This is a genomic window from Paenibacillus sp. LC231, from assembly GCF_001860525.1.
Taxonomy (GTDB): domain Bacteria; phylum Bacillota; class Bacilli; order Paenibacillales; family Paenibacillaceae; genus Paenibacillus_AQ.
In genome coordinates this window covers 24,032-38,483 of the sequence record NZ_JFOM01000058.1, presented here as the reverse complement: position 1 = coordinate 38,483, position 14,452 = coordinate 24,032, and the positions used below count along the sequence as shown (strand labels likewise).

Here is a 14,452-nt window from a genome sequence, read left to right as displayed (position 1 = left end):
TTATGGTGGAAAGGGGCAGTCAAGCATGACAGCATCAATCAAAAGAGTTCATGTCGTATTTAAGACCCATCTGGACATCGGGTTTACCGATTTGGGAAAGAACGTAATCGAGCGATATATGGAGCATTTCATCCCCCAGGCCTTGGAGCTGTCCGAGCAGCTGGCTAACGAAGAGGGGAATGCAAAATTCGTATGGACAACCGGCTCGTGGTTAATCCATGAATTTCTGCAAACGTCTTCTTCTGAGATGCGGGTGCGCATGGAAAAAGCCATTGAGGAGGGACGAATCGTTTGGCACGGACTGCCGTTTACGACGCATACGGAAATCATGGATGCCCGGCTATTTGAATTCGGAATGTCCCTTTCGGGCGACTTGGACCAAAAGTATGGAAAATCCACGATCGCCGCTAAAATGACGGATGTTCCGGGCCATACGCTTGCAATGGTCCCGCTGCTGGTTAAACACGGCATACAATATTTGCATTTGGGCGTTAATATGGTATCCAAGAATCCCAAGGTGCCGGAGATATTCGTATGGCGCGCTTCCGATGGCTCGGAGATCATCGTCCATTATGCGGATAGTTACGGTAAACCGTTTCACATGGAAGGGCTGGAAGATGCGTTGTATTTTGCCCATACCCATGATAACCATGGTCCATCCACGCTAGAGGAGATCCGTGCATTGTTTGAACAGTTGGAGCGGGATTATCCCGGGGCGGAAATCATGGCCTCGACACTTGATGCATTTGCCCAGCGACTGCGTACCGTCAAAGATCGATTGCCAGTCGTGAGTGAAGAAATTGGGGATTCGTGGATACACGGGATTGCCTCGGATCCTTGGAAAATCGCTCGCTACCGTGAATTGCTAAGGCTTCGGGATCGCTGGCTCGAAACCGGTCAACTGGATAAGGACAGCGAGGCGTACGCTCGATTCTGCAACCGTCTGATGTTGATTCCCGAGCATACCTGGGGGCTGAACAATTCCGTCTATCTCGCCGATTTTGTTCATTATTCCGCCACGGATTTAGCCGCTGCAAGAGCACGGGATATCGTAGAAGACAATACATTGAGAAAATATGACTACCTATGCCAGCAGGCGAGTGATACCAGGTCGTACAGCCATTACGAGAGCTCTTGGCAGGAGCAGCGGGATTATCTTGATGAGGCCGTTCAGTCACTGCCGAAAGCGCTGGCAGCTGAAGCGAGAATGGAGCTGGATCGGATGAGTCAGCATGATACCGTCCAAGACTCGGAGCCGCTGCAGAACAAGCAGACGATTGAAACGAACGAGCATTATGAATTAGGGCAGTTTCAGGTAAGCTTTGCTGCCGACGGATCGATCAACCGATTGATGGATCGATCCGGGAAGGAATGGGCGAACGAGCATCAGAGGCTTGGCACTTATAGGTATGAAACCTTCAGCAAAGAAAACTACGACCGTTTCTTTAAGGAATATATGACCAATCTGGATATCCATCATGGCTGGGCGGACAACGATTTCGGCAAGCCGGGAATCGAGTATGTCAAACCGCGGCCGGAGCATCGGCAGTATACCGCCTCCTTGCGGACCCTGCATCTGGAGAGGTACGCCGATTATGATATCGTAACTGCCGAACTGAAGCTGCCTGGGAATCTCGGCAATCAGTATGGAGCTCCACGCATACTGAACGCGATCTATACGTTCCATGCGAATGAGCCCGTCATTGAGGTAAGTCTAAGCTGGAGGGGCAAACCAGCCTGCCGTCTTCCGGAAGCAAGCTGGTTTTCGTTTGCGCCTCTTGTGGATAATCCTAACGCCTGGAAGATGGATAAGCTCGGACAACGCATATCTCCGTTATTCGTCGTAAAGGACGGAAACCGGAACATGCATGGAATCAACGCGGGCTTATATTATGAGGGGGCGGACGGAACGGCGGCCATTGAAACCTTGGACGCGCCGCTTGTTTGTCCGGGGGAACCGCGGCTGCTGCAATTTGACAATACGTATGCTTCATTGACCGGAGGATTTCATTTCAATCTGCACAACAACGTATGGGGTACGAACTTCATGATGTGGTTCGAGGATGATATGAACTATCGGTTCAGATTGAGCCTGCACTCTCATTCGTGAGTCATCTGATCATGAAACAAACCGAAAGATGTGAGTTTATAACTCGCATCTTTTTTATTGTTGGATCATCCCCCGGTCAAGCTATGAAGAAGGTTTCTCTCGGGAAAGAAAATCGCTTATCCTGCTCCGAAGCTGCTCATGCTGTTCAAAATGGTTATACATCCGATAGGCAGCCGTCTGCGCATTTCCGAAGAAGAATCGTTCAAACTGGGTTTGGCGACCACCGAACGAGCTTGCGCCAAGCTCCCATGCAAGCCTGAACAATGCGATGCGATCCCGAGCATCCGTCGTTGCCCCTTTTAAATATTGATTAAGGTAGGGGCCTGACTCCGATCGAAAATCCAATTCGGAAGGGATCATAATCAGGCCGCTGGAGCCTAGCAGTTGAATCATCTCTACCATCTCGGGATAGAATTTGGGGAAGAGGATGCTGGATGCGATAAGAGGACTGGCAGCTGGTACGAGATATCCAAATTTATCATGGCTGGCGCCCTGTTCGGAGGCCAGTCTTAATGCCTTGAAGGTTTCCAGAAATGTAATCACTTTCGAAACATTCGAGACCATATGGGGCTCGAGTCCAATGTTCTGTTCATCCGCCAAGGATTCCAGCAAGCCGAGCATGAATTCGGTTTTTACGATAAAACGGACGGCCATTTGATGGGCGATATGCGTATGAAAGTGACTCTCACCGAATAAACGTCCGGCGTAAGTCTCGTCCCCGTAGTAAAATATTCGATCATGAGGGACCAGCACGCGGTCGAAGATAACGAGCGTATCCATCTCTTCGTATCTGGCGCTCAGGGGATAATCATAGGAAGAAGTGGCACCGTAGCTTTCACGGCATACAAAAGTCATCCCCGGTAAATCGTTGGGAACCGCAAATGCAAACGCAGAAGGATTTACATCCTGGGACATCGTTGGCGAAGGGGTCGGGAATACCAGCATTTCTTCGCAAGTAGCCCCTTGTGTAGCCATCAAGAAGGCTCCGCTTATAATCATTCCTTCATGATTCATCTCGACGACTTTAGCCGCGATAGCGTCTTCAGCAGCATCCTGCTGACCGGACATTTTACATGCATAGGGCTGGATGAAGGCGTGAGATAATGTAATATCGTGATCACGACAGTACTTATAATAGTTCCTGAGATTTTCCGCATATTTCGGATGATGTTCCTCCAGTATATCGGCAGCGGAATATAGGGACATGATTGCAGTGTTCATATAATCGGGAGAGCGGCCTAAAAAGCCGTGATGCCGCCTCGCCCATAACTCCATCATGATTCGGCGTTTCTGCAAATCCTCAGCATTCTTTGGCGGCAGAAAAGACAAGCCTACCCGTTCCCCCGTATCGGGTGAGGGGTAAGTCAATTGTTCGATATATCTTGCGTCACATTGCATATCGTATAGATCGGCCTGGGTTTGAATAAGACCTTGAAATGCAGGATGTTCGGATAAAGGTCCCTTGATAGGCTCACCTTTATACCAAATATTGATATTTTGCCGGTCAATTCGTTCGATATACTGCTTTCCCGATTTAATAGGCACGTTGTTCACCCCATTTGCAAAAATCATAAGCTAACGAACCTGTCTACTGCTGTTAATGTACGTGCTTCGTCCACACGGAGTACATTGTCCGTCGGAACCAACGGAAAATATGCGGTTGTACCTCAGAATTTCAAGTCAGGAAGTGCACAAGAGACAAAAAAAACGGACCCGTTACGGCCCGTTTCTTGATTTTTCGATTAATGGGATTGACCCAGATACTGCTCAAGCGTCAGGTTTTGCCTCGTGATTTCTCCTGCAATATAGACGCCCACGTAACGGACATGCCAGGGCTCATAAGAATAGCCGGTTAATTTCTCCTTGCCTTTTCCGTAACGAATGATAAATCCGTACTTCGGTGCATTAGCTTTCAGCCATTTGCCTTCTTTGGTATTTCCGAAGCTTTGCTCCAATGCATACCCTACGGAAGCACTGGATATATCCATGCTCAGCCCGGTCTGATGCTCGCTTTGTCCAGGACGAGCGCTTGTTTTATTAGCGACGGCTTCGCCCTTATTTCGGGCGTTGCGTTCGAATATGGCCTTCTGGGTGGCATAGGATCGGTAGCCTGACACGGCTTTGAGATCGATCCCGTCTTTCTTGGCTGCCGCAAACAATTTTTCGAGCGCAGTTGCCGCTACTCGTTTCATCTGTTTCTTAGGACTGGGACCCGAGAAGCTGAATGGAATCTGGGGTACAACCAAGTCTTGCGGAACATAACTCGATGGTAGATTTCTTTGCTTGTTGACGAGTACGACGGTGCTTGATAGATTGGTGACCATATTTAAACCATGAACCGTTTTTATAGTCCGGTTAGGAGCGTTGTTTTCCAAAAACGCAGTAAATGATAAGCTGGAAGAAGCTGCAGCGGCTGCTTCCGCCTTGCCGATGCCGGTGCTGCTTAGAAAACTGGATAAGGCTAGGCTTGTGACAACGGAACCGATGATGACTGTGGGTATGATGGATTTTACGATTTTTTTGTGCATGTGAAGTCCCTCCTCGTTAGCTGTCTCTGAGTATATAAGAGAGTTATATCGGTAGAATCTCTGACTTGTTTCTGAATTGTAAACAAAATAGAATAGATCGAATCTAATAATAACCCATAAATAGATTATAGTAATATGAAATCGTAACAAATTTCTACATAAGGAGACTTTTTAGATGGAAATACGCGATTATATTAAACAAGGGTTTGAGACCTATTACGCCAAATATAGTCAAGTTACGGAGGAGGGATTCTGCAGGTGGATGCGTCCCGACGTTCCTGCAGAGATGAAAGTCGTTGATACCGATGAGGAGTGGTCCATATGGAAATTGGTCCCTTCCGTTGTGGGTGAGGATCATATTGGGGCAATGGAAGAAGAGTATGGATTGACTTTTCCGGAGTGGTATAAAGCATTCATCTCCACGTATCATCATTACTTTGACGTCATACCTGAACAAGCAGTGGACGAGCCGCTGGATAATGTCAGGAACATGTACAATCCCTTGTTGTGCCGGCTGGGATACCTTCCTTTTACATGGGACGAAGAATACGGAAAGATATGGTGTATCGATCTAAGAGAGGACGCAGGCGAGGATTACGGAGCGATCTATGAGATCGAACATGAAATCTTGTTTGATCTGGATGAGGAACGAACGGACCAGGCCAAGCTTAAAGAATCGCTGGTATTTTTATATCCGGATTTCAAGGCGTATTTTGACCATACGTTCCTGGAAGGTTAAAACGTTTATCTTTATCTATAAGGAGAATCGTCACATGCGAAATGAACAGCTGCAGGAAATTTTGAATGAATACGATATCCGTGAGGCGGAAATTGCGTTTATTCGGCATAATGAAAATCGAACCTACAAGGTAAAAGGCCATGACGGAAGTACATATCTGCTGCGCATTCATCAACCGGTCAAAGACGGCATGGCAGGTCAGCAGCATACATACGAAGGTCTGATGGGTGAGCTGCAAATGCTGGAGCACTTGTCAACCCGAAATCATCTGCTTGTCCAAAGGCCTGTACGTAATCGGGAAGGTGAGCTGATCACGATCATCGAACACGAGGGGAAGCGTTGGAACAGCTCCGTGCTTACCTGGCTGGAAGGAAGAGACTTGCATAAGGATGACGTAAGCGACCCGGGATTGGTCGAGAAGCTGGGGGCCCGCATTGCAGAGCTGCACAAATTCTATAGCCTATACAAGCAGGAGGGCCTGGACAAGCGTCCGAGTCAGGGGATTGCCTACAATCAATATGTGATCGAGGTTATACAGCAAGGATTAGCGAAAGATTTGTTTACTTCCTCCGATGTTTCCATTATTGAAGAAACGATATCGTTGGTTAATGCGCGCCTTGCGGACAGTGGTAACGTTGAAGCTTGGGGGCTTATCCATGGTGATTTAAGCTTGGGGAATATCATCATGACCTCGGATGGAGAACTGAGTTTTATCGATTTTGGTTTTTTCGGACCAGGGTACCATTACACGGATGTTGCCATGGGTGCCATGATGGTTCCTTCGGAGCTTCGGGATATTTTCCTGAAAGGGTATTATGGCCACGATCATACGGGAGAAGATAAGCTTGTTCTGTTAGAAGGTTTCATGCTGCTGGCCATTATCGGATACTATGTCTTTCAGATGGAGAATGAATCCGTGCATGCGTGGATGCGTGAACGAATGCCGAAGCTGTGCGCCGATTACTGTACGCCTTATTTGTCGGGTGAACGCATATTTTATTCCGTATAACTCGATGTCGGCTCAGACGTTATCCGTGAAAGATCATTATAAGCATTCAATCCCTTGGTCAGCACGTTAATAGGGTGATACCATATGAGATGAGATATACAACTTAAGGATTAGAGGTGAACACCGTATGGCGGAAAGCAAACTTCTGCAGCAACAAAAAGCTCTCCAGAATGAGGCTTCTGAAGTAGCAGATGAACTTCGACTTCATGAGTTATTAAGTCAAGCAGGCGAACCGGTGCGTGTCGGCAGCTCAGCCCTCGGGTTGATGGTATGGAGAGACCTGGACATGACGGTAAAATGTACTCGGCTGAATCAACAATTAATAGCACAAATCGCATCGGAACTTATGCTGCGTGCTGGTGTGCGGGAGCTGAAGTTCATCAATGATACCGGAGTTTACAATATGGATCCCGCTTATCCCGATGGATTGTACATTGGCCTAAAGTATAAGTCTCAACAAGGGAAGGAGTGGAAGATGGACATATGGTTCGTGGATGAACCGGAGAGACAACCCGACTTAAAACATATCATAACGATGCCTGATCTGCTGACTCAGGAACGCCGGGAAGCGATTTTGAAAATCAAAAATAACTGGGCAAGCCATGCTGAATATGGAAAAACCGTACGAAGCTTTGATATTTATACAGCGGTCCTGGAAGAAAACGTAAGCACGCCGGAGCAGTTTCAGGCCTGGTTGGACCAAAGATCCATGAATATAGAATAAAGTCTATGATTCTAACAGCAAATTGGAGGTCAGATCCAATCCGGATTTATGATTGCCGGGTTATACGAGGATTCCTTCGGAGGCGAGAAATTGTTGGACCGTTATGCGAACAGTTTTATTGCGACAAGGGCCATAAAAGCTTAACAGCTTGCCCATTCCCAAGGCTTCATCAGAAGAGTCATCCAAGCGGGTGGCTTTTCTTTTTTATGTATATGTAAAACTTAAGTAAATCCTACTTTTTAAATATTATCCATATCATTTTTCCTGTGATAGCATGATCGTATATCTGGTAAGTGGAGAGAGGAATGATAGATATATGAGTTCAGCATTTTGGTTAACCAATGCCCGGTTAGAAAGCGGAGATGAGGTTCAAGATGGCGTTATTACGGGAACAAAGACGGAGATTCGCCATATATTCATAGAAGATGGGAAAATCGCGAAAATTGCAGCTTCGGACACAACGATAACAGACGAGTGGCCGCAGCACGATGTGAAGGGTTTATTGCTTCTGCCATCCTTTATCGACAAGCACTGCCATTTGGATAAAACGCTGCTTGGTGACCGATGGCGTTCCGTTACGCCGGTTTCCAGTATTTTTGACCGTTTGGCAATCGAGAAAGCGACGCTTCCTTCGCTGGATACCTTAACGCAGGAACGTGCGGAACGGCTGCTTGATATTTACCTGGAGTCCGGGGTGACGCATGTCCGAACGCATGTCGATATTTATCCGGAAGCCGGATTAGACAATTTAGAAGCGGTACAACAGGCATTACGCGCGTTTGAAGGAAAGTTATCTTATGAGATCGTAGCTTTTCCGCAGCATGGTTTGCTCCGCTCGAAATCAACGGAGTTAGTGAGACAAGCACTTCGCAGAGGAGCAAGCCTGGTCGGCGGAGTTGATCCGGCGACGGTGGATGGCGATATCGAAGCGTCCTTGCAGGAAATGGTGGGGCTCGCCGTGGAAGCCAATGCGGGCATTGATCTGCATTTGCATGATGCCCATCATCTGGGAACCTTCACCATGAAGCGGTTAGCACAGCTGACCATCGAGGCGGGTCTGCAGGGCAAGGTGGCGATCAGCCATGCCTTCGGACTAGGTGATATTCCACCATCCCAAGCACAGGAAATGGGGGACCTGCTCGCTGATGCGGGGGTCGCCATAATTACGAGTGTGCCTATTGGCCGGAACTTTCCGCCGGTTGGTTTGCTGCACGAGCGCGGTGTAGAAATGGCCGTCGGATGCGACAACATTTTTGATGTGTGGTCTCCCTTCGGAAATGGGGATGTGCTGGAGCGCGCCGGCCGACTGGCCGAAATATCCAGATGGGTGGATGAACGCGCTCTAGCGCAAACGCTACAATATATTACCGGTGGCATTACACCGCTGAATCATGATGGGGAGCAGGTGTGGCCGCAGGTCGGAGACGTTGCCAGCATCGTATTGGTTGAAGCTTCTTGTTCAGCTGAAGCCGTTGCGAGAAGATCCAAACGCGTGGCGACGATGTTTCAGGGAAACATCGTTTCCGGTTCGCTTTAGGCGAATTTTATGTCCATTCGGATTAAGTTGCTGCTGTCCTTTACCGGGATGCTGGTCATTAGCCTGCTGGTTTTTGTCTTGACTGCCAGTTTGTTTACCATTGCGGCTACCGGCGATATCCACGGTATTCGCGATTTTTATAAAGTGCACTACCAGATTAACCCGCTCACGGAACAAGAGGAGTCTATTTTCCTCGAATTAAAATATCTTGCCAAGAACGAGCCGGATGAGCTGCAGAACAAAGAGCTTCTGACGGAATACGATTTTAAGCTGAGAACCGTACGAGCGGGACTGTACGTCCGCAGAGAAAACGACCAGGTATTTGAGTCCAACACGATGAACCAGCCTCTACTGGAAGCAAATCTGCCTCCATATGACCTGAACAACAATCAGATCCGCAATACCCTTAACATCGGTGAACGGTTCTATGCATATGCCAAATATGATTTCCGGTATTCAGACGGGGCCAAAGGGAGCGTGTACGTGATTCGCGAGCGAAGTCCTTTCGGCGAAGTCACGCGCAAGCTGCTGCCCATACTTGTCTTGAGTCTCGTTGGCATCGTTGTCGTTGCGAACGTTTTGTTATATCGTTGGATCACGCGCAGCGTGGTCAAACCGCTTGATTTGCTCCGAAATTCGGCGGAACACATTAAGGAGGGAAATCTCCAGTTTTCTCTGGATTTGCATTCCAAGGACGAAATCGGCCAGTTGAACGAGACGTTTGAGAATATGCGGAAGCGTCTGCATGAATCGATTCAACTGCGGCTTCAGGATGAAGAGAATAGGAAAGAGCTGATCTCTAATATCTCTCATGACTTGCGCACACCCATAACGAACATTAAAGGGTATATCGAGGGCATACGCGACGGTGTTGCGGATACCCCGGAGAAAATGGATAAATACGTGAACATCATTTATAACAAAACCATCGATCTGGATAAACTTGTGGATGAGTTGTTTCTCTATTCCAAGCTAGATTTAAAGCAGGTTCCGTTCATGTATGAGCATGTTGATATCATCGGTTTTATAGACGATTGCATCGATGAGCAGCGCTACGTGTTGGAGGAGAAGGGAATACGGCTGGAGTGGAAGGAACGTACCGGTCAGTCAGTCCAGGTTGTTGCCGATCTGGAAAAATTAAAGCGAACGGTGCTCAATATCATCGGGAATGCCCAAAACTTCATGGACAAGCAGCACAAAACCATATGCGTCTCCACTCACCTTTCTCCGGAATGGGTAACGGTAGAAATACGGGACAATGGCATGGGCATCGACCCGGAAGCGATTCCTCATATATTCGAAAGATTTTATCGGGCGGAGCCATCCCGCAATTCTGCAACGGGCGGCAGCGGACTAGGGCTTGCCATTGCCAGCCAGATCATCGAGGGACACGGGGGTACCATCTGGGCGGAGAGCGAGCTGGGCGTCGGCACCAGCCTGTACTTTACCCTCAAACGAGCGAATATGAAGGAGGCACTTTAATCCATGACGGCACGTATTCTCATCATTGAAGACGAGACAACCATCGCTCAGTTGGAGCGGGATTATTTTGAGTTAAATGGATTTATGGTTGATCTATGCCATACAGGCAATGAGGGATTGAAGCTTGCCCTTCATGAGGACTACAGCCTTATCATTGTGGACCTTCAGCTGCCCGGTATGAATGGCTTTGAATTATGCAGCCACATCAGGAAGAACAAGGAGGTACCGATTCTGATCGTATCTGCCAAGAATGAAGAGATCGATAAAATCCGTGCCTTCAATCTCGGTGCCGACGATTACATTACCAAGCCGTTCAGCCCGAGCGAATTAGTTGCAAGAGCCAAAGCCCATTTGATGAGATATGTGAGGCTTATGGGCAAGCAAAGCCCAAGTCCAAGCTCAGAGATTCACATTCGCGGTTTGGTTATCGATAAATCGGCGCGACGGGTGTTCGTACGCAATCAGGAGGTCGCGTTCACAACCCGGGAGTTTAACTTGCTGGAATTTCTGGCTAGTCATCCGAACCGGGTGTTTAACAAAACGGAACTGTTTGAACGGATATGGGGCATGGATTCCAGCGGGGATATTGCAACCGTAACCGTCCATGTCCGTAAGCTGCGCGAAAAGATGGAGCTGGATCCATCCAATCCGCAGTACATTGAAACGGTCTGGGGGGCTGGCTACCGCTTTTCGGTTTAAATAATTTAGAAATTGTTAATAAAAGTTTTCGAAACGCTTAATCCCAGCTTTCTTGGGAGTTTAGGACTCTCCTCTATCATGGAGATATGACAATCAAGGCTCATATTTCAACGATTCAGGGAGGGTTTACTAATGAAAACATATTCTAATAAACTGGCGGCCATGATGGTGGCAGCTGCTCTGGGAACGGCTTCGCTGCCGTTACATGTTCTGCAAGCCGAGGCTGCGGGAGCTCCGCTGGCTGTCCAAGATATAGAGCAAGCCACTCAAGTATTGTCCCAGCTTCGCGTGATGCAGGGTTACCAGGATGGCTCGATGGGGATCACCAGTCCGATCACGCGGGCAGAGCTGGCGAAAATGCTAGTGCTTGCGTTTGGTCTTGAAGGCAAAGGGGAGACAGAGCCAAGCTTCACGGATGTGAATCCAAACGCGTGGTATGAGCGGTACGCATCTGAGCTGGTAGCGCAAGATATTATGCAGGCACCGGACGGACGTTTTGACCCGCGGGGAACCGTTACCCACGCCGAGCTGGTACAAATGGTGTCTAAAGCACTGAAACGAGATGCCAAGTCCGTGGATTACTGGGCAAAGCGTTTCTATTTCGAGGAAGGCCAAACCACTCGTGGTCAAGCTGCCTACTTGATCAGCATTGCCCATGAGGCGATTCCGTCAGAAAAAGCCAAAATCACCAGTGTCCGCGCACTGAATGCGATAACCCTGATCGTCACTTTTGATGCTCCATTAACCACAGACAATGAGGCGTTTGCCAAAGCCAAAGAAGATTTTAAATTGAACAATGGACTAGAACTCACCAACATGCCGCGTTTGAAGACGGGCTCCATATCCACTTACATCGTCCCAACCTCCGTGCAAAAACCGGGTACATCGTATACGCTTACCTATAAAGGGAAAACAGAAGGTACATTTACGGGTAATAGCACGAAGTTGGACATGACAGAGGTTAGACAAGTGGCTCAGGATACGTTTGAGTTGGAGGCACTTAAAGAGAACGGCGTCGTTGACTACGGTTATGTTATTTCCGCTTATAGCGGAGGCCGCGGAGCCAATGCATTCGTATTGGATGAGGACAACAGCGCCGATGGAAAAGTCTATCAGATCATATCCTCGGGTCAAGCCAGGGAAGTCACGATTACGCCTGCAGGCGGACAACCTATCGTGGCCAAATACGTACCATTCACCCAGTCCACGGATGGCAAACAAGAACCGAAATTCCGTTTGCATGAAGGCCAGGCACTGACGCCGGGTGTTACCTATACCGTTACCTCGGATTGGGCACAGATTGCGAACCCGACTTTCGTTGCGGAGAGTTTCGAACCGCTGGATATCATCGGAGTCGAGGCGATCAGTGACAGCTCCGTTTCCATTACATTATCCGAGGACCCTGGAGATGAGCTGTTCTCCGGTCGGAGCATCGAATTGATTGACACAGAGGGCGGCAAGCTTATGGCAACCTATAAATATTCAAGCCGCAAAGGTGCAGTAGGCGTGTTCGATCTTACGCAGGAGGGCAAACTGAAGCCAGGAACGACCTATACGATTAAACCGGTCGGCAAATGGGCAGGCGAAACAACGGCGGTTCTGACCGTGAATTAATAAACAGTGGGAAAATGAATACCCCATATGATAAGGATGAGCTCAAAAGCTCGTTCTTTTCATATGGGGTTTATTGCATTTGATAGAAACCATTTTATCATTTGGGACATTCGGGGTTAGCAATTCATTCCACGAAATCAGAAAAAAATTCCAACTAAATTGTTATTTCTGTAGTCGAAACATCCGGGAAGTGGGTATTAATTGTTAAACGGTTGACAACCTGTATATACATGTATATGATTTCCCTATATGCAACCTGTATATACAAGATGACGAGGAGGACGAAGTTTCATGTTGAACCCAGAAACCCAGTCTCAAGATTGGTGGAGAACTTCGACGGTTTATCAAGTATATCCGAAGAGCTTCAACGACACGACCGGCCTAGGTACCGGCGATATACGCGGGCTTATGGAGAAACTGGATTATATAAAAGGACTTGGCATCGACATTGTGTGGCTCCAGCCGGTGTATGTTTCTCCGCAAAATGATAACGGTTACGACGTAGCGGATTATTGCAGCATAGATCCTGCGTACGGGACGATGGACGATTTCGATGATCTTGTGACCGAATTAAAAAAGCGAGACATGCATCTGATGATCGACATCGTCGTGAATCATTCATCGACCGAGCATCGATGGTTTAAAGAAGCGGTTTCCTCACGCGATAACCCGTATCGCGACTATTACATCTGGCGGGATCCGGCAGAAGACGGCGGCCCGCCGAATAACTGGCAATCCAAGTTCGGAGGGCCAGCTTGGCAGTATGACGAGGGGACAGGGCAATATTATTTAACTTTGTTTGACAAAACGCAGGCAGACTTGAACTGGGAGAACGAGAAGGTCCGTGCAGAGGTTGTGGATATCCTCACCTATTGGGCGGAAAAGGGAGTCCGCGGATTCCGGATGGATGTCATCAATCTCATATCGAAGGATCCCAGTTTTCCCGATGACGACGGTTCGGTGGCGCCGGGCGACGGACGCAGGTTTTATACGGACGGCCCCCGAGTGCACGAATACATTAAGGAATTGAACGAAAAAGTGTTCAAGCCTTACAATCTCGTCACGGTGGGAGAGATGTCCTCCACAACCTTGGAGCATTGCATTCGATACTCGAACCCGGAGGAGAATGAATTCTCCATGACGTTCAACTTCCACCACTTGAAGGTAGACTATCCCAACGGGCAAAAATGGGAACTCAAGCCATATGATTTTGAGGAGCTGAAAAGAGTGCTCTCCGATTGGCAAATCGGCATGCAGAAGGGCGGCGGCTGGAATGCCCTCTTCTGGAACAACCATGATCAGCCGCGAGCGCTGACCCGGTTCACCAATGATGGCGAATACCGCACGGAAAGTGCAAAGATGCTGGCCACAACGCTTCACGGGTTACAAGGCACGCCATATGTGTATCAAGGCGAAGAAATCGGCATGCCCGATCCGAAATGGAATGATATCTCCGAGTTTCGGGATATTGAATCTTTAAACATGTACACCATTCTCCAGGAGCAGGGTAAAACGCCGGAGGAGGCTGCCCACATCGTGAAAGTACGCTCGCGCGACAACTCCAGATTGCCTATGCTGTGGAATGACGGCGACCAAGCCGGATTTACGACAGGGACGCCCTGGATCAAGATCGATGAGCGGTATCCGCTGATCAATGCGCAATCCGAAGTGGAGAATCCGCAATCGATCTATCATCATTACCGGGAGCTGATTGAATTGCGAAAGAACATTCCGGTTATTACGGACGGTGAATATGTTCGCCTGGATGAAGGTCATTCCGAAATTTATGCGTATGCCAGAACGAACGAGGAGCAGACGCTTGTTGTCATTTCCAATTTTAGCGACCGCGACGTTTCGTTCGAGCTTCCGAAGACGTTGTTAGACAATCTAACCGAAAGTCAATCGGTTCAACTGTTAGTCGGCAACACAACGGAAGAACCGGACCTTACTCCAACCGTTGCACTTCGACCGTATGCATCCTATATGTGGCTTATTCATAACAACTAAATT

11 protein-coding genes and 1 pseudogene are annotated in these 14,452 nt (G+C 48.3%); 10 read left to right on the top strand and 2 right to left on the bottom strand.

Translation table 11 applies throughout. The features are described 5' to 3' along the window. The first annotated feature begins 25 nt into the window (after nt 1-25). The gene (locus tag AK95_RS32055) at nt 26-2,110 is read left to right on the top strand and encodes a DUF5054 domain-containing protein (protein WP_071224038.1); all 2,085 of its coding nucleotides are present in this window, start codon (nt 26-28) and stop codon (nt 2,108-2,110) included. 81 nt (nt 2,111-2,191) lie between these two features. Here AK95_RS32055 and AK95_RS32050 read toward each other — a convergent pair whose 3' ends face one another. Beyond that, on the bottom strand, nt 2,192-3,655 hold the full coding sequence (locus AK95_RS32050; RefSeq protein WP_071224376.1) for a 4-hydroxyphenylacetate 3-hydroxylase family protein: 1,464 nt from the start codon (nt 3,653-3,655) through the stop codon (nt 2,192-2,194). A gap of 197 nt (nt 3,656-3,852) precedes the next feature. Beyond that, nucleotides 3,853-4,638, bottom strand: a complete 786-nt coding sequence (locus AK95_RS32045; RefSeq protein WP_071224036.1) for a M15 family metallopeptidase — start codon at nt 4,636-4,638, stop codon at nt 3,853-3,855. Between the two features lie 175 nt (nt 4,639-4,813). Here AK95_RS32045 and AK95_RS32040 point away from each other — a divergent pair, with 175 nt between their 5' ends. The 9 genes and pseudogenes from AK95_RS32040 to treC all read left to right on the top strand — a co-directional run bounded on the left by AK95_RS32040 (nt 4,814) and on the right by treC (nt 14,449). Next, nucleotides 4,814-5,377, top strand: coding sequence for an SMI1/KNR4 family protein (locus AK95_RS32040; protein WP_071224034.1), 564 nt, complete (start codon nt 4,814-4,816; stop codon nt 5,375-5,377). Between the two features lie 34 nt (nt 5,378-5,411). Then, nucleotides 5,412-6,386, top strand: coding sequence for a phosphotransferase enzyme family protein (locus AK95_RS32035; RefSeq protein ID WP_071224033.1), 975 nt, complete (start codon nt 5,412-5,414; stop codon nt 6,384-6,386). A 127-nt stretch (nt 6,387-6,513) separates the two neighbouring features. After that, nucleotides 6,514-7,110, top strand: coding sequence for a hypothetical protein (locus AK95_RS32030; protein WP_071224031.1), 597 nt, complete (start codon nt 6,514-6,516; stop codon nt 7,108-7,110). 18 nt (nt 7,111-7,128) lie between these two features. Continuing rightward, nucleotides 7,129-7,254, top strand: a pseudogene (locus tag AK95_RS35040) (SAM-dependent methyltransferase); the annotation flags it as partial. 172 nt (nt 7,255-7,426) lie between these two features. Continuing rightward, nucleotides 7,427-8,647 carry an amidohydrolase gene (locus AK95_RS32025; protein WP_071224029.1) on the top strand — a complete coding sequence of 407 codons (1,221 nt, stop codon included), beginning with the start codon at nt 7,427-7,429 and terminating at the stop codon, nt 8,645-8,647. Nucleotides 8,648-8,656: 9 nt separating this feature from the next. Then, nucleotides 8,657-10,129 carry a sensor histidine kinase gene (locus tag AK95_RS32020; protein WP_071224027.1) on the top strand — a complete coding sequence of 491 codons (1,473 nt, stop codon included), beginning with the start codon at nt 8,657-8,659 and terminating at the stop codon, nt 10,127-10,129. Nucleotides 10,130-10,132: 3 nt separating this feature from the next. Next, on the top strand, nt 10,133-10,828 hold the full coding sequence (locus AK95_RS32015) for a response regulator transcription factor (RefSeq protein WP_071224025.1): 696 nt from the start codon (nt 10,133-10,135) through the stop codon (nt 10,826-10,828). A 132-nt stretch (nt 10,829-10,960) separates the two neighbouring features. Next, nucleotides 10,961-12,442, top strand: a complete 1,482-nt coding sequence (locus tag AK95_RS32010) for an S-layer homology domain-containing protein (RefSeq protein WP_071224024.1) — start codon at nt 10,961-10,963, stop codon at nt 12,440-12,442. A gap of 291 nt (nt 12,443-12,733) precedes the next feature. Beyond that, entirely contained in the window at nt 12,734-14,449 is a 1,716-nt protein-coding gene (treC, locus tag AK95_RS32005) for an alpha,alpha-phosphotrehalase (RefSeq protein WP_071224022.1), read from the top strand. Nucleotides 14,450-14,452 lie beyond the last annotated feature (3 nt).